This is a genomic window from Microvirga subterranea (assembly GCF_003350535.1).
In the GTDB taxonomy this organism is placed as follows: domain Bacteria; phylum Pseudomonadota; class Alphaproteobacteria; order Rhizobiales; family Beijerinckiaceae; genus Microvirga; species Microvirga subterranea.
Genome location: NZ_QQBB01000012.1, coordinates 35,411 through 55,688 on the forward strand (window position 1 = coordinate 35,411; position 20,278 = coordinate 55,688).

A 20,278-nucleotide genomic window follows, 5' to 3' on the forward strand; every position below is an offset into this window, starting at 1 on the left:
TTATCCACCAATGGCCTTTCTTGGGATGATTACGGAGATCAGGCGTCCCTTCGGCCGCGGTTCGCCAGAATCTGCACCGGCAGAACGACCGCCAGGAGCCCGATAACGAGAAGAACGGCCATGGCCGCTGCGCCTGGAAGATCGGGGAAGTCCCACATCATCCAGATTGCGGAAGCGAGAACCACATTGCTGCTCGTCATGAGAACGAGCGGAATCGTTAGGTCGCGGGAGGTATGCGCCGCCACGAAGAGCCATCCGCTCATGAACTGCACACGCAGGAGAGGCAGCGTAATGCGCCGGAACGATGTCCACCAGCCTGCGCCGCAGACGGTGGCGGCATCGCCGAGCTCCTTGTGAAGTTGGGTCAGAGCGCTCGTCATGGTGCGCGTGGCGAAAGCGAGTTGGACCGTGACGCTGGAGAGAACGAGGATCCAGATCGTGCCGTAGACCGGTGTACGAATGTACACGAGCAGAATCGCAATCACCATGACGACCGGAGGGATGGCCGTCGGCGCGAAGGCAAGGATGTCGAGGATCCGGACGGCTGGCCCTCGATCTCGCACCGAGAACCAGGCGATGAGCGATCCGAGGAGCATGACGATCGTTGCGCTCGCGAGCACGAGGATCAGCGTATTGAAGATGGCCTGCCGCGCGAAGGGAGAGGCGAGAGCACGGCTGTAATTGTCGAGGGAGAGTGTCGCAAGAGCTGAGAGGCTCGGTACCTGATAGGAGGCCATGAAGCTGGTCCAGAGGATCATCAGCACGGGCAGGACCATGATTCCGAACAGCGCGAAGACCAGGCATGTCACAGGAACGCGCCAAACACCCAGTTTCTGGCGCCGCGGGCGGAAGGCCTTTCCGGTGACGACGCGATACTTCTCTCCCGTGCCGACGCAGCGGAAATAAACCCCCATGAGAAGGCAAGCAAGGCCGAGCAGGCACACGCCGAAGGCTGAGGAGAGACCGTAATTCGGGATGCCGGTGGTGGGCGAGGCGAGAAGATAGACGCGCGTGCTGAGCACCCGAATCTGCGCGGACAGACCGACGACGAATGGGATCTCGAAGGCCTGGACGACGATCATCACCATGAAGATGCTGACCGACAAGATGCCGGGGATCAGCAGCGGCAGCGTGATCCGCCGCATCACGGTGAAGGACCGGCCGCCATGGACCTGCCCGGCGCTTTCAAGTTGAGGATCCATGTTGGAGAAGAGGCCGCCGAGCATAACGTACGCGGTGGGAAGCACGCTGAACGCCGTGATGATGATAAGCGACCAGAACGAATAGATCGTGAAAGGCGGGCTCGTGAGGCCGAAGGCCGAGCGCGCGAACACATTGAGGGCTCCGTTGCCGGGATTGATCAGCAAAACCCAGCCGAAACCGATCACGAGCGGCGGGACGGCCATCCAGGAGAACAGGAAGATACGGATAGCGGTTGCGCCAGGCATGTCCGTGCGCTCCGTCAGCCATGCGACGAGAGCAGCGGCTCCGACCCCGAGCAGCACGCTTCCAGCAGCATAGGCAATCGTCGTCGTCAGGAGATTGACCGTATCGTTGCCAGCGAAGATCTGTCGAAAGTTGTCGAGGGTGAAGATGGAGGTTTCGAAGGGAAGTACGTCAGGCGGTGCGAGGCTCGCGCGAAGCAGGACGATCACGGGGCCGAGAACAAGGGTCGCGACGACGGTGAGCAGGGCGATCTTGATCAGTCGGGGACTGCCGAGGAAAGCCCAACGGGCCGTTCCGGAGGGCTGGTCGGCCGAAACGTCCGCCATCATGCCGCCACCTCTGCGAGTTTGACATCGCCTGCCGTGGAGACAGCTGCATTGTCTCTGTGCACAATGATGCAGCGCTCGGCGGGCAGGGTGAGACGGATCTCCTGACCTTCAGCCGGTGCGTCGAAGGTGTTCATCATGGTGACGAGGTTACAGCCTCTAGGCAAGCGAACCTGCACTTCGATCTTTTCTCCCAGGAAAGCGACCGAAGCGACATTCCCCGTGACCTGAGCCGCATCGTCCTGCGCATTTGCCGGTCGTGCATCGACAATCGGCGCATTCGGCCTGATTACGAGGATGGCCTCGTCCCCGCTCCGCAACCCTGCAGCCGCCCGGGCGCGGATCTGTCCGAACGGCGTCGTCGCGATGGCCCGCTCGCCGCCCATGTCCGAGATCACGCACGGGATGAGATTGCTGCTGCCCATGAAGTCTGCGGCGAAGGCAGTATGCGGATTGAGATAGATGTCCCTCGACGTGCCAACCTGGACAACCTTTCCGGCGCACATGAGAGCGACCTTGTCGGAGATGCCCATGGCCTCGACTTGGTCATGCGTCACGAATACGGCCGTGATGCCGATCGATTTGATGAGCTGGCGCAATTCGGTGCGCATGGTGTCGCGCAGCTTGGCGTCCAGGTTGCTCAGCGGCTCGTCGAGCAGAAGAAGACGCGGCTTGTGGATGAGCGCGCGGGCGAGGGCGACGCGTTGCTGCTGCCCGCCGGACAGCTGCGTCGCCGAGCGGTTGCCGTAGCCGGCAAGCTCCACCATCGCGAGGGCGTCGTTCACGCGCTGGGCGATCTGCTCGCGGCCGGGATTGCGCCCGCGTTGGAGCAAGGGAAAGGCTACATTCTCGGCCACGCTCATGTGCGGCCAGATCGCGTAGGATTGAAACACCATGCCGAGCCCGCGCTCGCTGGCGGAGACCTGGGTGCGCTCGTCGCGGGAATAGACAGTCTGCGACCCGATCACGATGCGCCCGGCGTCGGGGGTCTCGAGGCCAGCGATGCATTGCAGCATCGTCGTCTTGCCGCATCCGCTGGGGCCGAGCAGGGAGAAGATGTCCCCCTGCTCGACCGACAAGGATACGGATTTCAATGCTTGAACGGCTACACCACCCGGCTGAGCCGGGTAGGTTCTTTCCAGATGGCTAACCTTCAGCATAATCCTCTTTCTCGGGTAACGCTCTTCGGCCGACGTGACAGATCAGGATCAAGCGGGAAACCCTCAGTTGGCGATCTGGCCTGAGATCATCTTTGAGATCGTCTGCCGGAGCACTTCCGTGGACTTGATCTGCTCTAGGGAGGTTGGTGTCGCCATCTTGGCCTTGGTGCGGGCGACGTGAGCCCCAATCAGCTTGGCGATGTCGGATTCGGGATTGCTGATGAGCGGAAGCGCTTCATGCTGGTTGGCGACCGCGATGCCCTCCGTCGTGAGCCATGCCAGGAAAAGCCGCGCGGTGTTCTTGTTCGGCGCATTCTCAGGCACATAGGCATAACCTTCGAACACAAAGACGTAATCGTCGAGCAGACGGAATTTCTGCGGCTCGCCGTTCTGCATGGTTCTCTGCGCAGCATGATATGTTGTTATGCCGAAAGGTACCTGTCCGACCGAAATGGCGCGGCTTACGGCCGGCGTTCCCTGTTCGAGAACAGGTTTGTTGCGCAGGAGCTTCGAGGCGTAGTCCTGCATCGCCTGCGGACCGATCAAATAGGCCATCGAGGGCAGCGGATTCAGGAAGGCCGAATTGATCGCCATCTTGCCCTGCCATTTCGGATCGAGAAGGTCCGCGGTCGTCTTAGGCAGGCTGGCCTCGTCGATGAGTGCCGGATTCCAGGCGAGACCATAGACCGCATCGAGCACCGGGAGCGCCTGTCCTTTCAACTCGGGAAGGACGGCATCGACGGCGCGCTGAATGGCGGGAAGCTGCTTCCCGAAGACCTCCGTCCAGGGATAGGCGACGACTAGATTGCGCGAGACCATGCTCGACACGTCCTCGGCGCTTCCCAAGCCAATGATGTCGATCGAGCCGCGTCCGCTCGCTGCCTCGGTGATCACTCGGGTATTGGTGGCCGGCGCATTGGCCGGCGCCCAATCCGGCTTCACCGACAAGCCGAAGCGCTTGTTGAACGCTTCCGTGAGCGCCGCGATCGCCTGAGGGCGACCTGGGCTGCTGAGGCGGACGACAAGGCCGTTCTCCTTCTTCGCCGCCTCGAGAACGGATTCGAAAGTCGCTGGTGCCGGTTGGGCTGAGACCGGCCCGATCAGGCATGCTGTTAATACAGTTGCAAATAGCGCGCAGAGTCGTCGAGCCATGAATTCCTCCCAGTGCGAGCCGATCGTGGGACGGGAGCAGTCTGGCAAACTGTCCCCTCGGCTTTTTGTGATCTGTGCATCCGGCTCTTGCGGCCAGTTTGCGTTGGATCTTAACAGTGGCGCAGAGGCTAAGGTCCAGCGTCTAGTCGAGCATACCTCATATGGACGAGACCGGTTGCCCTAAGATGCATACTCGCTCTAGGACAATATTCGACCGAGGCCGACGACCAGATCGCAATCTCCCCTCCGCCTACTCGATCCGGACGATGCACCCACCCGCGCCTGGCCCCATAATGGCGGAGAAACATGCTTCCCGGGAGGTCGCGCATGAAGGTCCTGATCGTCGGCGGAACGGGCATGATCGGCGGCCACGCGGCGGATTTTCTAGCCGAGCGGGGCCATTCGATCACGATCGCCGCCCGCAAGCCCCCGCCGCCCACTGTACCGATGGCAGCTTATCCCGTCTTGCTCGGCGACTATACGCAAGGCACCTTCACAGAGGCGGACCTTGCCTCCTTCGACGCCGTTCTCTTCGCGGCTGGCAACGATATAAGGCACCTTCAGAAGAACACGGACGAGCAGGAATTCTGGGACCGGACCCAGATCGAGGGCGTTCCGCGCTTCGTGGCGCTGGCCAAGCGTGCCGGCGTCCGGCGCGTTGTGCAACTCGGCAGCTATTATCATCAGGTGATGCCGCACCTCATCGCGGAAAACGCCTATGTCCGCGCACGGCACCTTGCTGACGAGGGTGCGCGGGCACTGGCGACACCGGACTTTAACGTCTCGACGCTCAACCCGCCCTCGATCGTCGGAGTTATTCCGGGTGTTCCCGCCAAGCGCTACGAAACCCTGACTGCCTGGGCGAAGGGACGGCGTCCCGAAATTCCCGATTACGCTCCCACCGGCGGGACGAACTACATGTCCGTGCGCTCCCTCTGCGAGGCCATATGGGGCGCCCTGCAGCATGCGGAGTCAGGTACGGCCTACCTGATTGGTGACGCCAATCTCTCCTTTCGCGACTTCTTCCAGATGATCTTCGATGCGGCCGGCAGCTCCCGCCGTTTGGAGGAGCGCGACCAAGAGCATCCCCTGCTGCCGGATGCCTTCATCGTTCCGGGCCGCGGCAAGGTTCTCGCCTATGAGCCCGATCCGGCCGAGACGGCGCTCCTCGGCTACACGCGCGGGGATGTGCAGCGGGCCGTGAACGAGGTCGTCGCCCTGGTCGATGCGGCATGAGCGAACGGACGGAAGACATCCGCCTCGGGTTCGCACTGCGCCGCGTCGCAGAACTCTATGCCTATGCCGCGGACACGGGAGATGGCGATCTTTTCGCGGAGCAGTTCGTCGATGGCGGCGTGCTGGAGTCTCCGCGCGGCCTGTTTGAAGGGCGTGCCGCCCTGGCTGCCGTGCCTGCTCTGCTTCGGGCGCGCTATGCCGAAACCTTCCATGCTGTTCACAACCAGGTCGTCCATCCCGCCAGAGATGGGGCAGAGGCCGTCACCTACTGCATAGCGCGGCATTTCTGGCATGGCGAGGCCAGTGGCCTCCTCTGTTACGAGATGACCATCCGCTATCTGGATCTTTTCGCCCACGAGACGGGGCAATGGCGCCTGTCGCGGCGCAGGCTCGTCGTTCTCGGCACCCGTACATTTCCTATGGAAACCGCGGCGCCGTTCGCGCAGCGAAATTGAGAGGTTCGCGATGAAGACTTCGGAGGACGAGTCGCTTCTGGGGCTGACCGGCAAGGTTGCGCTGATCACCGGAGGCGGCGCGGGGATCGGACGGGCGACGGCAGAACTCTTCGCGCAGGCCGGCATGGCGGTTGCGGCGGCAGAAATCGACCCTGCACGGGCATCTGCCCTTCGTAACACGCTGCAGGCCTCCGGCGTCGAGAGCCTCGTCCTCGAGGTCGATGTCCGCAAGAGCGAAGATGTCGCTGCCCTGCTCTCAGATGTTGGGGCGCGCTTCGGGCGGCTCGACGTCTTGGTCAACAATGTCGGCGACTACCTTGGCTATAAGATGGCCTTCGAGGATTCGACTGAAGCGGAATGGAACGCACTTTACGCTGTCAACCTGCTACATGTCTTTCAGGTCACGAAGGCCGCGCTTCCACTCATGCGCCGAAGTTGCGAGGGTGGCAGCATCATCAATCTCTCGACCATCGAGGCCTTTCGCGGCATCCCGTTGACGGTTGTCTACGCGGCATTCAAGGCCGCGATTACCGGGTTCACGCAGAGCCTCGCCGTGGAACTCGGGCCGGACAACATCCGCGTCAACGCAATCGCACCCGAAACCACGAATTCTGCTCAGATCGTCGCAACGCAGCGCGTGCCGCCGGAGAACCGCTCCTATATCAGCCGGTGGTTCCCCATCGGGCGGTTCGGCGAAGGCAGCGACTCCGCGGGGGCCGCGCTGTTTCTGGCATCGGATCGCCTGTCGGGTTGGGTGACCGGCTCCACTATCTTGGTCGATGGCGGCGCATTGGCGGCCGGAGCCTGGATGCGTCTTCCCGATGGCAAGGGCTGGACACATCTTCCAATCATCGTTGCGGACGGTTATACGCCCCGTAGCGCCGTTCCACCGGACGGCTCTCCGGATTGAGCGTTGAGCGATATTTCCCGTCCAAACTCCCGTGCGAGATCGGCATAGCGGGCCGGACCGCGCCCGATCATCAGCTTCTCCTTTTCTCCGACAGCGCGGATGCGCCGCGCCGGGCGGCCGGCCCACAGCTCGCCCGATCTGATGCGCTTGCCCGGCGTGACGAAGCTGCCCGCTGCCACAAAGGCCCCGCTCTCGACGACGACGCCGTCGAGGATCATGGCCTGCATACCGATGAAGGATCCTGATTCGATGCGGCAGCCGTGGATCATGGCCATATGGCCGATGAGCACGTTGTCGCCGATGAAGGTGTCCGCCGGCGCATCGCCGACATGAACGACGGTGTTGTCTTGGATGTTCGAGCCTGCACCGACATGGATCCGGTTGAAGTCTCCACGCAGGACAACGCCAAACCAGATCGAACTGCCGGCCCCGATTTCCACGTCCCCGACGATAGTGGCATTGGGGGCGATGAATGCATCGTCCGCGATGCGCGGCGAGAAGCCCCTGAAGGGCATGATCAATCCCATCGTGATGTCCTTGGCAAGATGGATGCATGACGGCCGGTCGTTTCAGCCGTCAACATTTGGACTGTCATGCGCGCGCCGTGCGGGCGGGACAGCATCCCGCATCTACTCCGTAAGCTTGATACCCGGTGTAGGCGGCGGCGCGACGGAAGCATTGTCTTCCGCCACGAATTGCGCGATGGACCAGCCCCGCCTGTCGGTGTCCGACGCTACGAAGTTATAGAAGTTGGAATCGCCCGTGGCCTGGTGATCCGAGCGAAACGATCGCTTGCCGCCGACCGTGTCGAAGGTGTTCTCCTCCAGAGCTTTCGCGACGGCTTTGCTCGATGCGGTGCCTGCCTTGGCTATTGCCTGAACGTAGACGTCGATGGCGGCATGGGAAATTCCCACATAGCCGCTCGGCCTATCGTCTCCGGTGCGAGCGACATAATCGTCATAAAGGCGCTTGGCGGCAGGGATCCTGTCCACATAGGCGCCGGAATACCAGTCCGAGGCCGTCCAGAAGTTCGGAGGCGTGCGCTTGCCCAGGGCATTGGCGAGCACAACGTCGTTGCCCATGTCCATGAAGACCTTGATCTTCCGCTCCCAGCCGAAGGGACGGGCCTGCTGGACCAGGGTCGCGGGATCAGGGAACGACAGCATCAGTCCCTCGACGGGGCCCGCCATGATCTGGGCGATTTCGTTCTTGAAGTCGTTGGCGCCGACCTTGACCTTGATGACGTCGGTAATCACTGGCTCCTCGCCCGCAATCTCAGGATAATAGCGCTTGATGCCCGCCGCAAAGGCACGCCATTGCGAGGCTCCCGCCTCGTTGTCCGTAGTTATCCCACTCCAATGTCGAACCTTGGGGTATCTCTGCGCCGCGAGCCGCCCGGCCGCGCGCCCTCGTATTGCCGCGTTCTCGTTAAGCCGAAAGCCCAGCGGATTAAAATTCTCGTGCGTGAGCGAGTCTCCGTTCGCATGCAGCGTCATGAAGAGACCGTCGATCGACTGCAAAATTCCGAAGGCTGCGAGTGCGGTCGCGGTAAAGACCCCGCCCGTGAACAGCTTCACGCCGAGGCCGGACAACTCTCTCATGGCGGCGACGGTTTCGTTTGGGTTGATCTTGTCGTCGCGCACGATGAGTTCAACCGGACGGCCCATGACGCCGCCGGCCTTGTTCAATTGCTCGACGGCGATCTCGGCGCCGATCTTGACGTCGCGTCCGAGGTCGGGAGCGAACCCCGTGATAGGAGCGAGCAGTCCGATCCGGATCGGACCGGAATCCTGCGCGAAGACGCGGCCGCCAAGGGACATTGTGCCGAGCGCAGTGGCAGAACCGATCACCAGACCTCGCCGGCTTATACGGTATGACATTGTGATCCTCCCAGATCCTGTTTGTCTTTGCTTTCGTGCGAATGGCGTGTCATTCCGCCCGTTCATAGGTCCACGGCATGCCATCAACGAGAATGGCCTTGCTGACGGATGAAGCGAAGCGGGCGCGAACCGACTCCTGATATTCAGCGGAATAATAGAAGGCGCGGGCTTGGTCCCATGACGGGAACTCCACGATGAAGAACCGGTCCGGCGTCCAGCCACCCTCGAAGGTTTCCAGGCGCCCCTCTTGGCCTGCGACGCTGCGGACCATGAAGCGCCCGCCATGCCGGTCGAGAATGGGTCGAGCGGCGGAGCGATAGCTCTCGTATTGCTCGCGGTCGTTGATCGAGATCTCGAAAATGAGATAGGCGGCCAATCGTCCCTCCCCCATTGCCGCAAAGGCGCTGCCGTCTTCGCGATAGACCTTGCTTCACGACAAGCATTCAGGGATCAACTTGTAAGGATGTAATCGTCCGAACAGACTAAGACGTAGGTTAGCCGTCATGCGCCAATTGAAATGTTCGGAAAGAGGATGCGTATGTTGGCGTGCTGTAACCAGAAGCGGCCGCGCCAAAACTCAATGAAATTTTATTGAGGAGGTGGCGCGTGGGGATGCAGATCGGATTTGCGCTGTTCAACGGCTTGACGGTCGGAATGTCGATCTTCTTGGTGGCAGCGGGAATAACGCTCGTCTTCGGCATGCTGAAGATCCTGAATATCGCCCATGGCAGCTTCTTCATGATCGGCGCCTATGTAGCCTACTCGGCCATCGGCTCTCAACCGGACAGCACATGGCAGCTGGTGTTCGCAGCCATTCTCTCTGGGGGCGTGCTTGCCGCGCTCGGGCTGGTCCTCAATGCGGGCGTCTTTCAGCGCTTGCGCAACATTGGCGAGGCCTATTCGCTGATTGCGACCTTCGCCCTCCTGATGATCTGTAACGGTGCCACCAAGATAATTTGGGGCGTCAATTATCATTCCGTGAGCTCACCCGACGCCCTCGCGGGGGCAGTGAGCTACGGCAGCTTTTTTGCTCCCTCGTATTCGCTGTTCATCATCGGGCTGGGCGTGCTCACCTTCCTTATCCTGGAGATCGTGATCCACCGCTCGCCGGTGGGAAAGATCGTAAGAGCCGTCGCACACGACCCGTGGATGGCCAATCTTGTCGGCCTCAACACGTCGCGGATCTACGCGCTTGTGGTGATGGCGGCATTCTTCTGCGTCGGCATGGCCGGCGGACTGCTGCTGCCGAACCAGAGTCTTACGCCGCTGCTGTTCGAGTCCTATCTCCTGCAGTCCTTTATGGTGGTGATCATCGGAGGCCTGGGCAACATCCGGGGTGCCTTCATCGGTGCCATCATGCTCGGGCTGATCGAAGGCGCGAACTTCCTAATGCTGCCCGGTCTTCCCGGTATCCTGGTATATGTCGTCCTCGTCGGCTTTCTTCTGTGGCGTCCGCACGGGCTCTTCCCCCAGCCGGGAGCGGATACGGCCGACCGGGTGGAGGGCATGGCCGAAACGGACGGAGTTCCGGCGACGATGCCGCCGAAGTTGCTCTCGGGCGGAATCGCCGCGGCAGTCCTTGTGGTCGGCATCCTTGCAAGCACGCCATTCTGGGCCAATGCCGGATTTCTGTTCATAGTCGGCTTCGCCATGGTCGAAGCTGTGCTGGCCCTCTCCTGGAACCTGTTATTCGGTTATGCCGGCCTCACGACCTTCGGCCACGCGGCTTTCTTCGCGCTCGGGGCCTATTTCGTGGGCTTCCTTCTGCGCCAGGACACAGGCATCCCGTTTCTGGCGCTCCTATCGGGCTCGCTCGCTCTCGGGGCGTTCATCGCCTTCATCGTGGGTTTCGTCGCCATCCGGCGCACGAGCGGCATCGCGCTTGGTATTCTCACCTTGTCGCTTGGCGAGATCCTCAGGCGAGCCATCAACTATTCCCCGGCGCTCGGCAGCGATGACGGCCTGTCCGGCATCCCGCGGCCGCAGATCGACCTCGGCGTCATTCTTGTCGATCTCAGCTCGGAGCGCGCGTATTTCTGGTTTCTGCTCGCAGCCTGTTCGCTCGTCGCGCTTGCGTTGTGGAGCTTTACCGTCGGACCCATCGGCCGTGTCCTGATTGCGCTAAGGCAGGATCCGGTTCGCGCAGAGTTTCTTGGCATTGATGTCAGGCGGTATCGGCTCCTTGCCTTCGTGATCTCCGGCGCCGTCGCGGCGCTGGCCGGCGCGCTGCAAGCACCCTGGGCGCAGATCGTCACACCGGAAGCCGCAAGCTATCTGCATTCCACCCAGCCCATGCTGAACACGCTGCTGGGCGGATCGGGCTACTTCTGGGGTCCGATCGTCGGATCAGCGATCTTCTCGGGCATCAGCTATGCGACCCGTACCCTGGCGGGTCTGTCCGAGGTCGTCAGTGGCGGTATCCTTCTGGTCGTCGTTCTCGCCGCACCCGGAGGAGTGCTTGGTCTCGGTTCGCGTTTCGGCCGGATGTGGCGCTTAGGTGCGGTGCGCAAACGACCCGGCGTCGATGATCTGCCGCAGGTCGGAAAACGAGCAGTGGGTAGGCCATGATCGAGTGCTCGAACATCTACAAGAGCTACGGCGCAATTCCCGTCCTGAAGGGCATTTCCCTGGCCGTCGTGCAGCTTGAAACTTTCACCATCATCGGACCGAACGGCGCCGGGAAGACGACCCTGTTCAAGGTACTGACGGGCGAGGCTCCTGCCAATGCCGGCGTCGTGACATTCAACGGAGAAAACATCACGCGTCTGTCAGCCAGTGCGCGGGTGCACCGGGGATTCGGAAGGACGTTTCAGGTCGCACGCATCCTTCGGTGCAACAGCGTTCTGGAAAATCTCATCATCGCGCTGGAGGCGAGGGCGCGACGATCGGAACTTGATCGATTGCTGCAGTTGCGCCCAACTAAACAGATCAGGGACGATGCGGTCGGCATCGCAGGCAGGATTTCGCTCCTGAACAAGATGGACGTTCCCGCTCGCTTCCTGTCTCACGGCGACCGGAAACGGCTCGAGCTCGGCGTCACTTTGGCCTTGAAGCCGAAGATCCTGATGATGGACGAGCCCACCGCGGGCATGTCGCCGGGCGACCGCAATGCGACCATAGACATGATCGCGCGCGTCAAAGAAGAGGACCAGCTCACCATCATGCTGACGGAACACGACATGGATGTCGTAGCCCATCTGTCCGACCGGATCATGGTGATGAACTATGGCGAGGCCATTGCGGTCGGGACGCTGAACGAGATCCGAAACAACGCTGCCGTGCGGGACATCTATCTCGGGGAGGAGATCGGCGATGCTTGAGGTGTCCGGGCTGAACGCCTTCTATGGCGATAGCCACATCCTTCACGCCGTTGATCTAACGGTCGGCAGCAGCGACAGGGTCTCGATTCTCGGGCGCAACGGATCCGGCAAGACGACGCTGATGAAGAGTATCCTGAATGCGGGGCCCTACATCCATGGCAGCATCAGTCTCGACCATAGGGATCTCGCCCGCGAGACCTCCTTCCAGCGGGCGCGCCTCGGTCTGTCGCTCGTTCCCGAAGATCGCCGGATCTTTCCGCATCTAACGGTCACGGACAACCTCCTGATCGCCCTCGCGGCGGCAGGCGACAGAGCTGGCCTCGATCTCGAGCGGGTCCTCGATACGTTTCCGATGCTCGGGCCGCTCGCAGCGCGCTACGGCAGTCAGCTGAGCGGTGGGCAGCAGCAGATGGTCGCGGTCGCCCGTGGAGTCATGCCGCGTCCCAGATTCCTTCTCCTTGACGAGCCTACGGAAGGGCTCGCGCCGGTCATCGTCAGGCAGTTAGCGCAATCGGTCGCTAAGCTCTGCAACGAGTTCAAGATCGGCCTGCTCCTCAGCGAGCAGAACATCTGGTTCGCGCGATTCTGCACGCAATATGTTCACATCATCGAGAGCGGCCGCATCGTGTTCTCCGGATCATGGGACGAGTTCGAGTCCCGACCTGACGTGAAGCATCGCTATCTCGCCGTGTGAGAGGAAAAATGGCATCGCCAACAGAAACCGGCATCGGAACGCCGCAGCCGAACGGCGAGGCCCCTGTTGGGGTCGACCCTATGCTCTCTACTTTGACAGGTGAATCGTCCGTCAGAGGCCCGGGCAGGATCGCCTTCATCGGCGCAGGAAGCATCGGTCGTCCGATGGCTGAGCGGCTGATCGATTGTGGCCGGGACCTGATCGTGTGTGATCCGTCGCCGACGGTCAGGGCTCACTTTGCCGACTTGGGTTGCCCCACGACCGACATGCCCGGCAATTGCGTTGATGCCGGGATCGTCATCTTCATGGTTGCGAACGACGCCCAGTTGAAGAGCGCAGCGACGGGGCCTTCAGGCCTCATACCCGCCATCGATCCGTCGTCGGCTCCGATCCTCCTGATCATGAGCACGGTTTTGCCGGAGACGGTTCTCGAGGTTGCCGCGGAGGCTGCATCGAGGCAGGCCCACACGATCGATGCTCCCGTCAGCGGTGGTTCCCTCAAGGCTCGCAACGGAACCCTGTCGATCATGGCGTCCGGAGAGCCCGCCGATATCGACGCGGTACGCCCCGTCCTCGACCAACTCGCCTCCGTGACGTTCGAATGCGGCATCTTGGGGAACGGACAGAAGACCAAGATCCTCAACAACCTGGTCGGCGTCGCCAATCTATTCCTCTTCGCCGAGACTATGCACGTTGCGCAGCTTCTTGGCATGGATCTGCAGCGGCTGGCGGACGTGATGGAGCAGAGCTCCGGACGGAACAACGGCACCAAGGACTGGACAGCCCGTAAGGGCCTGTTTCGCTGGAACAGCGAGGATCTCGCCGCGGTTCGATCCGTCGTTGACGTGACCCGAAAGGATCTGCACCACGCCCTGATGCTCGCTGAGAGGGCTGGCGCGGCGACGCCCCTTCTGCGAGCGCTCGTTCAGGGCCACGACGAAACCCCTTATACCGACGTCCTCATGCGCTGGCGCGCCCTCGCATCCGAAGTCGGCGGAACGGGCGGCCGCTCCGGCGCAACGATCTCCAACGAGCATAAAGGATCCTGCGACGATGACCGAGTTCCGTGAAGTGGCGACGGGATTACACTTTCCTGAGGGGCCGGTCGCGCTTCCCGACGGATCATGCCTCGTCGTCGAGATGGAGAGCCAATCGCTAACCCATGTGGCGCAAGACGGCACGCTCACGCCGGTAGCGCATCTCGGCGGCGGCCCGAACGGCGCGGCGCTCGGGCCAGACGGCTATTGCTATGTCTGCAACAATGGCGGTGTGCGCTTCCACAGGGACGAGCACGGCATTCGGCCCGCCGGGCAGGATCCCAGCTATCGGTCCGGACGGATCGAGCGGGTCGATTTGCGGACGGGCCGGGTCGAGGTACTGTATGACCGGACGGAGGCGGGCCCGATCCGGAGCCCGAACGACATCGTCTTCGACCGCTTCGGCGGCTTCTGGTTCACCGATTCAGGCAAGACCCGGGAGCGCGATGCCGACCGGGGAAGCGTGTATTATGCGAAAGCGGACGGATCGGCCTGCATGGAGGTCATCTTTCCGATGCTGGTTCCGAACGGCATCGCCTTGTCCCCGGACCAGACAAGGCTGATCGTCGCCGAGACCCATACGGCGCGCCTCTGGTCCTTCGAGATCGCGGGCCCTGGGGAGATCGTCAGGAAGCCCTGGCCGTCGCCGCATGGTGGCGAACTGATCGTGGGTCTACCCGGTTATCAATGGTTCGACTCGCTTGCCCTCGACAGCGCGGGCAACATCTGCGTTGCCACGCTCATCACAGGCGGGATCACCGTTGTTTCTTGGGACGGAAGCAAGGTCGAACACATTCCTCTACCGGATGCCTACACGACCAATCTCTGCTTCGGAGGCGACGATCTGAGGACGGCCTTCGTGACTCTTGCCCTCAGTGGACGTCTCGTTGCCGTCGACTGGCCTAGGGCAGGCCTGCGGTTGAACTATTAGCAAATGGCTAAAGGTTGCTTCTCTTCCGCTGGGGGCCGCTCACGACGCGCCGGCTGGCCGGCGCGTCGTCACAATCGGTCATTGGACAGGCTAAATCGGATGCCTGCTAAATCACGTAAAAGTCGCTCTCAGTTAGCCCAAGCCCTTTTGTCAATTGGGCAAATTTGACCGGCCCTGATTTTCCGGTCCCATCTGCATCATAATAAAGTGCGCCGGAGCGATCGTCATAGATGATCCGGTCCGACCGATCATGAGCTTTCCCGCCGACCCAGAACGCTCCTGCCTTCAACCGGCCGTTCGCACCAACTTTGGTGAACACCGCGTTGTCCAGCTTGATGGTGTCATCTGCGATCGAGAAATCGGAGATGGTGTCCATATTCTGGGTCTTGTGCGGAGAGGTGTTGAAGATGAACACATCCTTCCCGGGTCCTCCGTAAAGGCGATCATTGCCGAGCCCACCGTATAGCTTGTCGCTACCATCTCCCCCTTTCAGGGTGTTTCGGCCGGAACTGCCAATGAGGGAGTTCGAGTATTTGTTTCCGGTCAGATTGATAGCTGCCGTGCTCCCAGAAGGGTTTATGGATAGTACCTCGACCTCGGCGGATGAGCTGATTGCGTAGCTGACACTGGTCAGCACCGTATCGCGCCCGCCGCGTGCGGCTTCGATCACGGTGTCACGGGAGGAATCCACGACATAGGTGTCGTTGCCTTTCCCGCCCTCAAGACGGTCGTTGCCCTTCCCGCCATTCAGCCTGTCGTTACCGCCATAGCCGCGCAGAGTATCGTTCCCACTGAATCCATTGATCAGGTCGTCCGCAGCGGTGCCCGCGAGAACTTCGCCCTCGGAAGTCCCGTCAATCCCCTTTCCGAGCGGTACAGTATTCAAGGCCGTGAACATGATGAAATCTTGGGGGTCGGTCACTGGCCACTGCAAAAGCGGTGGCTGTGCAAGTCCGACGAAATCCAAACCGTTCTTTCCATCGAGATCGATCGGGATCATACGGCCGGGGCCTTGGGTCCACATATCTTCCAGATGCTCGTACCCAGCAATCTGGAAGGGCTGCACATATGCAAAGACCTCGTTGTTGACCCAAGTGAAGTGTCCGGCTCCATCATTCAGCGCAACTGAGGTGCCCGAGGGGGCCCGTCTGCCATTTTCAAACGGCACGCTAGAGTCGATAAGGTCGAAGTCGCCGTCACCGTCGATGTCGAGGGCATTCAGCTCGCCCTCACCGCCCGCTGCGTCCCTAAAGGCGTTGCTGATGCGAGCTCCGGTTTCGTCCACGAATACCCCGTTGCCCTTGTTTACCAAGATTTGGATGGCACGGCCCGTGTAATAGGGATCTCGGCGGGTCTCTGCGAACAAGATGTCCTTCAACCCATCGCCATTGATATCGGCCACAGTCACGTCGTTAAAGTTGGTGTTTGACCCATACAGCCCACCCGGAAGCTGCACCTTTTGCCAGCCGGGCATACCGTTGCTCCAGCGCGAGAAGAACACATTGTTGGTGCCGCCATTGAATTGCGCCGAGACGAGATCATCGGCGCCATCATTATCCAGATCTGCCATCACCGACGACATAATGTTGGTGTCTGTAGGCCGAGCCTCCTCCGGAAGAAGTTTACTCTCATTCTTGAAATGACCAGTACCGTCATTCAGGAGCAAAACCTTCCCTGAATAGAGGTCTATGTCTCCGTCACCATCAATATCTCCGGCGGCGGTATCATGTGCGAAAGTGAGCCCTTCAGTCGGAGCGCCATATTCTTGGCCCTCAATGTTCTTGCTAGCATCTCTCAACGTTCTGTCCGGCTGGGACAGCACAAGCGTCATCGGGTCCCAATGAGTGTCGAAAGTTCCGCCAGGCAGTCGCGTGATGCGCCCCATGCTGCCCTGAGCGAAATCGTCTACCCCGTCACCATTGAAATCCGCCACAACAAGCCGGTATCCCATGTGGATGTTTGGAAGGTCACCGACCACATTTGTGTTGGCAGGAAGCAAGCCTCCATGGCCGTCATTTAGGAAGACTGTTGGGTAAACGGGCGTTACGCGCTCAACAGTGTGCGGGGTTGCGACCCAGCCGATCAGTAGGTCTTGGTGCCCGTCGCCATTAAAATCACCTGTCGCATGGCTGCTCGTTTCGAGGGTAAAGACACCTGGCGGATTGTAGTCGTTCGGTGTCGGGTAGTACCAAGGCCCATAAGCCTCGCTCATCTGCCGATGGTAGAAGCCATATTGGTTCACGGTGTAATACGATGTCGAAAGCGGCGGCTTAACTGTGCTTAGTGGCGGCAATGGCATTATTGTGGTTCTTTCTCGGAGGATCCCACCTGGAATGCTGGCAGTTAGCATTGAGGCTTACACGATTCATGATGCGCCAAGCTTACTAAAGACGTCGACAAAGGAGGAGAAAACCGGGAAAGGCCAAAATTGAATTGAATGGGGGTTAGGCGCAGAAGCCGCAGCCGCCCGTCTCAATCCGCAAGTCTGCTACACCCGAATTCCTGATTAGCCTTGATCGCCTTGCGCGCTTCGGCAGCGCCCCACCCTGCAACATCTCCCAGAAGCAGCGCACTCAGCTTTGGTCCTCATGAAAGCCATTGACGATCATCTGGCAGGCAACCCCTAGATTGCTTCTGATCGCGAGCTCTACCGTCTGACGTATCGAGCCTTTGAAAGCCTGTTCGCCCTTCGCAAGGCTATAGCGGGTGACGTAGGAGATCGCCTGCCCGATAGTCTGCCGTAGCTGGATCTGCGATCAACACGGCTTCACGTCGACTGACGGTCCAAGGCCTTAAATTCTGCTGAAATGCTGTGCCAGAACAGTCTCTAGACCGATGTAAAATCCGTCGCTGTTAGATCAGCTGGAGATCTACAGCTCCTTTGTTCTGAGGAACTTTCAACTCGTACCGAGGGGATAGATTCTGGATCAATCCGAAACGTCCGTTCAAGCACGCCGGCAATGTCTCGGTGATCTCCGGAGCCATGGGGGCATCGCCCATCACAACGGCAATCCGGCGCCAGAGCGCATAGCCGCTCCTGGTCCGAGCCAGGATATCGGCAGCCTGATAGGCGTCCCACGCCGCAACGATGGCGCGTGCCCGAGCCAGCGCAGCGGGGGCAAGGGGTTGGCCGAGTGCTGCCAGAGGTTGGCTGGCAAGCCGCAGCGCCATGCGGAGCCGGTCGATGTCGGCGGCACTGTAGCGGCGACTGCACCTCGGCCCATCTTCTTCTCCCGACACAAGGCCGAGAGCCGCATCCTGCGGCTGGACCGCAAGAGCCCAGGACTTGATCGGCCGGAGGGCTTCGTACTCGAACTCCGCCTCCTCTAGGATGGTGATGATCGCGCGCTGCGCGTCGCGCAGAGGCTGCCAGTGGCCGGAGACCGTCACAAGGATCTGGTCGCTTTCTTCCGAGACGCCCGGCCAGACGAGTTCCATTCCTGCAGGCGAGCGGCGCCAGCCAATCTCCGGGGAACCAAAGGGCGAGAGTTCGGCCAGCTCGTCACGCCAGATCGCCGTGGTGGTGCGCAGATGCAGACGAGGACTGGGCCATGGGTGCTCGCGGCAGGCAGGGAAGGGGAGGAGAGTAGCCATAGGGAGTTCCTCGACAGTGTTGAGATTGGAAGGGGATGCGGCAGCGAGTATTGGCCTCAGCCGGGCGGGGTGATCTCCCCGAAGTTGCCATCGAGCGGATCAGCGCAATCCGTCTCCGCCGCGCTGGCGGGAATGTCAGCGATCCCGGCAGCGGAGGGCGGATATGCCTCCATGAGAGCTTGCACTTGGACTCCTGATAACACCCGTTGAGCGACGAGGGCCTTGGCCACGGACAGCACCGCAGCCTTGTGCTGGGTCACAAGCGTGATTGCACGGTTCATCAAGCGCTGCAGATCGTCCTCGATTCTGTGAGCGAAGCCACTATCGACACGCACCAGAGCGCCGTCATCATCGAGGTTGCCCCAATGCAGCAGCCTGTCACCCAGACCATAGCTGGCATGCAGGGCCGAAAGCTCGCGTGTGGCGAGCGCCAGGTCGCCCACTGCTCCGCCGCTGGCGCCGGCACCCAGCACAACATCGGCCGCTCGACCGGCGAGACCGATCACGACATTATCTTCAATCACAGCGCGGGTCGGAATGAAGCCTGGATGCGCCATGCGGGTCATCCCGCCGCTGGCGCCGGCCAGCTGCAGCGAGACGCCTTGGAGCGTGCGGCCGAGGGCTACTGCCACGACAGCATGCCCAGCCTCGTGAATGGCACAGGCTTTTAGCTCGGCGAGGCTGCGTGGATCCGGTGGGCTGGCCTCGGCGAGCAGATAGTCCAGCGTGAGGGCACGGCCGGCGAGCCGAGCGCGCCTACGAGCGCTGCTCACTACCTGCACAACATCGGCGCCAACGCGCCCCAGCAAAAGCTGCGCCACATGAGCAAGATCGACATCAGCGAGCTCACCGTTGAGGTGCGCCCGCAGGATGCCGATCAGGCCCTCAACATCCGGCGGAGCGATCTCGATCAGCCGGTCGAACCGGCCCGGGCGGCGCAGGGCGGGATCGACCCGGTCGAGGTGGTTGGTCGCGGCGATCAGCACCACATCGGGGCAGGTCTGGCGCAAGGTATCGATGCCGAGCAGCATGCCGGTGATGACTGGCGCCCAGAAATCGCTGTGCTGCGATCCGGCCAGACTGCCACGACTTGGCAGCGCGTCGATCTCGTCGATGAAAGCCACACAGGGTCGGCTTGCACGCAGAGTGGCAAAAAACCGTTGCTGCTCCTTAACCACGGCACCGAGATGACCGCCTGAGGCACCAAACCAGTCGGCGACGCTCGTCATCACTAACTGCAATTGTAGCTTGCCGCTCAGAGCTTTGGCGATGGAGGTTTTACCGGTTCCCGGAGGGCCGAACAGCAGGCAGCTTTCCAGCACGGCCACTTGGGCGTGGCCGGCACGCCTGTCCTCGACCTCGCGGACGATCTCCTCGGCCCAGGTGCGCGCCTCACCGTAGCCGGTGAGCGTCTCCAGGGGTGGAGCATCCTCGACGAACATCACGCCGGTGCGCGCTCCGGCGGCCCGCGCCAGCCGAGCTGCGATGGCCGGGCGAGTCGAGCCCGGCCGGAAGGCAGCGCAGTAATCCGGCCAATCAAGGCCGGCGAGATCGCGCGTCAACAGCGTCACTGGCTTGCCTTTGCGGCTGAAGGCACGAATGGCCTGCTCGACCAGAGCAGCATCGGGCGCAGGCACGATAACAGTGGCGTCCGCCGCGGCCAGCAACACCTGCGACAGCTCGCGGTTCGGATCGGCCGCGACCCCGGCGATTGTCACGCCTTTGGCCAGAGCCCTGGCTGCCTCTTCGGCGCGGTAGATCTGCTCCTCGGGGCGGCTAAGCCGCTCCGAGGGGGTGATGATCTGAAGCCCCTGTAAGGCCAAGTCCTTGAGCGCCTCGGAGAGCGGCGCGACCCACGCCGGTGAGGGCGCCGCGATAACGAGGGCGAGGGTGCTGTCACCACGCTTGAGCCGGCGCAGGAGATCGGGCTCGAGCGCCTGGCGCAGCAGCGGCTTGGCCAACAGCTCCCGCAGGGAGAGACGCTGCCGGGACCTTGCCTGAGCCAGGAGGCTCTGATGACCCGAGGGCGCCGGTAGATCAGGGCTGCCGTCCTGATCCTCTTCCACCTCGAAGTCATCGACGGTGCTGGTGCTGGAGAGAGTGCGAATCCGAATACCCATGATGTCAGTCTCCCCGA

At 61.5% G+C, this 20,278-nt stretch carries 17 protein-coding genes; 8 read left to right on the forward strand and 9 right to left on the reverse strand.

The genetic code is table 11. The features are described from left to right. Positions 1–38: 38 nt before the first annotated feature. The 3 genes from DES45_RS21540 to DES45_RS21550 all read right to left on the reverse strand — a co-directional run bounded on the left by DES45_RS21540 (position 39) and on the right by DES45_RS21550 (position 4,084). Positions 39–1,775 (reverse strand): ABC transporter permease, encoded by a 1,737-nt coding sequence (locus tag DES45_RS21540; RefSeq protein ID WP_114772473.1) that lies wholly within the window; start codon positions 1,773–1,775, stop codon positions 39–41. Then, positions 1,772–2,932 carry an ABC transporter ATP-binding protein gene (locus DES45_RS21545; RefSeq protein WP_114772475.1) on the reverse strand — a complete coding sequence of 387 codons (1,161 nt, stop codon included), beginning with the start codon at positions 2,930–2,932 and terminating at the stop codon, positions 1,772–1,774. Before DES45_RS21545 ends, DES45_RS21540 begins: the two co-directional genes overlap by 4 nt. A 63-nt stretch (positions 2,933–2,995) precedes the next feature. Then, positions 2,996–4,084 (reverse strand): ABC transporter substrate-binding protein, encoded by a 1,089-nt coding sequence (locus DES45_RS21550; protein WP_114772477.1) that lies wholly within the window; start codon positions 4,082–4,084, stop codon positions 2,996–2,998. Positions 4,085–4,411: 327 nt separating this feature from the next. Between DES45_RS21550 and DES45_RS21555 the strand changes: the two genes are divergently transcribed. Genes DES45_RS21555 through DES45_RS21565 form a run of 3 tightly spaced genes read left to right on the forward strand, consistent with a single transcriptional unit; the run spans position 4,412 to position 6,685 of the window. Further along, the gene (locus DES45_RS21555) at positions 4,412–5,320 is read left to right on the forward strand and encodes an NAD-dependent epimerase/dehydratase family protein (protein ID WP_114772479.1); all 909 of its coding nucleotides are present in this window, start codon (positions 4,412–4,414) and stop codon (positions 5,318–5,320) included. Next, a complete protein-coding gene (locus DES45_RS21560; protein ID WP_114772481.1) occupies positions 5,317–5,775 on the forward strand; it encodes a nuclear transport factor 2 family protein in 459 nt (152 codons plus the stop codon). The genes DES45_RS21555 and DES45_RS21560 overlap by 4 nt, the downstream gene beginning before the upstream one ends. Positions 5,776–5,785: 10 nt before the next feature. After that, entirely contained in the window at positions 5,786–6,685 is a 900-nt protein-coding gene (locus tag DES45_RS21565) for an SDR family NAD(P)-dependent oxidoreductase (RefSeq protein WP_114772483.1), read from the forward strand. Here DES45_RS21565 and DES45_RS21570 read toward each other — a convergent pair. The 3 genes from DES45_RS21570 to DES45_RS21580 all read right to left on the reverse strand — a co-directional run bounded on the left by DES45_RS21570 (position 6,640) and on the right by DES45_RS21580 (position 8,941). Continuing rightward, positions 6,640–7,212 (reverse strand): gamma carbonic anhydrase family protein, encoded by a 573-nt coding sequence (locus DES45_RS21570; protein ID WP_114772485.1) that lies wholly within the window; start codon positions 7,210–7,212, stop codon positions 6,640–6,642. The genes DES45_RS21565 and DES45_RS21570 overlap by 46 nt on opposite strands. 102 nt (positions 7,213–7,314) lie before the next feature. After that, on the reverse strand, positions 7,315–8,565 hold the full coding sequence (locus DES45_RS21575) for an ABC transporter substrate-binding protein (protein WP_170151589.1): 1,251 nt from the start codon (positions 8,563–8,565) through the stop codon (positions 7,315–7,317). A gap of 49 nt (positions 8,566–8,614) precedes the next feature. After that, on the reverse strand, positions 8,615–8,941 hold the full coding sequence (locus tag DES45_RS21580) for a DUF1330 domain-containing protein (protein ID WP_170151590.1): 327 nt from the start codon (positions 8,939–8,941) through the stop codon (positions 8,615–8,617). 236 nt (positions 8,942–9,177) lie between these two features. Here DES45_RS21580 and DES45_RS25440 point away from each other — a divergent pair, with 236 nt between their 5' ends. From DES45_RS25440 to DES45_RS21610, 5 genes are all read left to right on the forward strand, one after another. Further along, positions 9,178–11,133: an ABC transporter permease gene (locus tag DES45_RS25440; protein WP_210272068.1), complete on the forward strand. Its 1,956-nt coding sequence runs from the start codon at positions 9,178–9,180 to the stop codon at positions 11,131–11,133. After that, complete coding sequence (locus DES45_RS21595; protein WP_114772491.1) at positions 11,130–11,885, forward strand: ABC transporter ATP-binding protein; 756 nt, start codon at positions 11,130–11,132, stop codon at positions 11,883–11,885. The genes DES45_RS25440 and DES45_RS21595 overlap by 4 nt, the downstream gene beginning before the upstream one ends. Next, entirely contained in the window at positions 11,878–12,579 is a 702-nt protein-coding gene (locus DES45_RS21600) for an ABC transporter ATP-binding protein (protein WP_114772493.1), read from the forward strand. Before DES45_RS21595 ends, DES45_RS21600 begins: the two co-directional genes overlap by 8 nt. A gap of 80 nt (positions 12,580–12,659) precedes the next feature. Further along, positions 12,660–13,649: an NAD(P)-dependent oxidoreductase gene (locus DES45_RS21605; RefSeq protein ID WP_281024105.1), complete on the forward strand. Its 990-nt coding sequence runs from the start codon at positions 12,660–12,662 to the stop codon at positions 13,647–13,649. Then, positions 13,633–14,547, forward strand: coding sequence for an SMP-30/gluconolactonase/LRE family protein (locus DES45_RS21610; protein ID WP_114772496.1), 915 nt, complete (start codon positions 13,633–13,635; stop codon positions 14,545–14,547). The genes DES45_RS21605 and DES45_RS21610 overlap by 17 nt, the downstream gene beginning before the upstream one ends. Before the next feature lie 106 nt (positions 14,548–14,653). Here the strand turns inward: DES45_RS21610 and DES45_RS21615 are convergent, their stop codons facing one another. From DES45_RS21615 to DES45_RS21625, 3 genes are all read right to left on the reverse strand, one after another. Next, the gene (locus tag DES45_RS21615) at positions 14,654–16,759 is read right to left on the reverse strand and encodes an FG-GAP-like repeat-containing protein (RefSeq protein ID WP_173947188.1); all 2,106 of its coding nucleotides are present in this window, start codon (positions 16,757–16,759) and stop codon (positions 14,654–14,656) included. A gap of 641 nt (positions 16,760–17,400) precedes the next feature. Further along, entirely contained in the window at positions 17,401–18,141 is a 741-nt protein-coding gene (locus tag DES45_RS21620; protein ID WP_147282463.1) for a hypothetical protein, read from the reverse strand. A 56-nt stretch (positions 18,142–18,197) separates the two neighbouring features. Then, positions 18,198–20,261: an AAA family ATPase gene (locus DES45_RS21625; RefSeq protein ID WP_114772502.1), complete on the reverse strand. Its 2,064-nt coding sequence runs from the start codon at positions 20,259–20,261 to the stop codon at positions 18,198–18,200. Positions 20,262–20,278 lie beyond the last annotated feature (17 nt).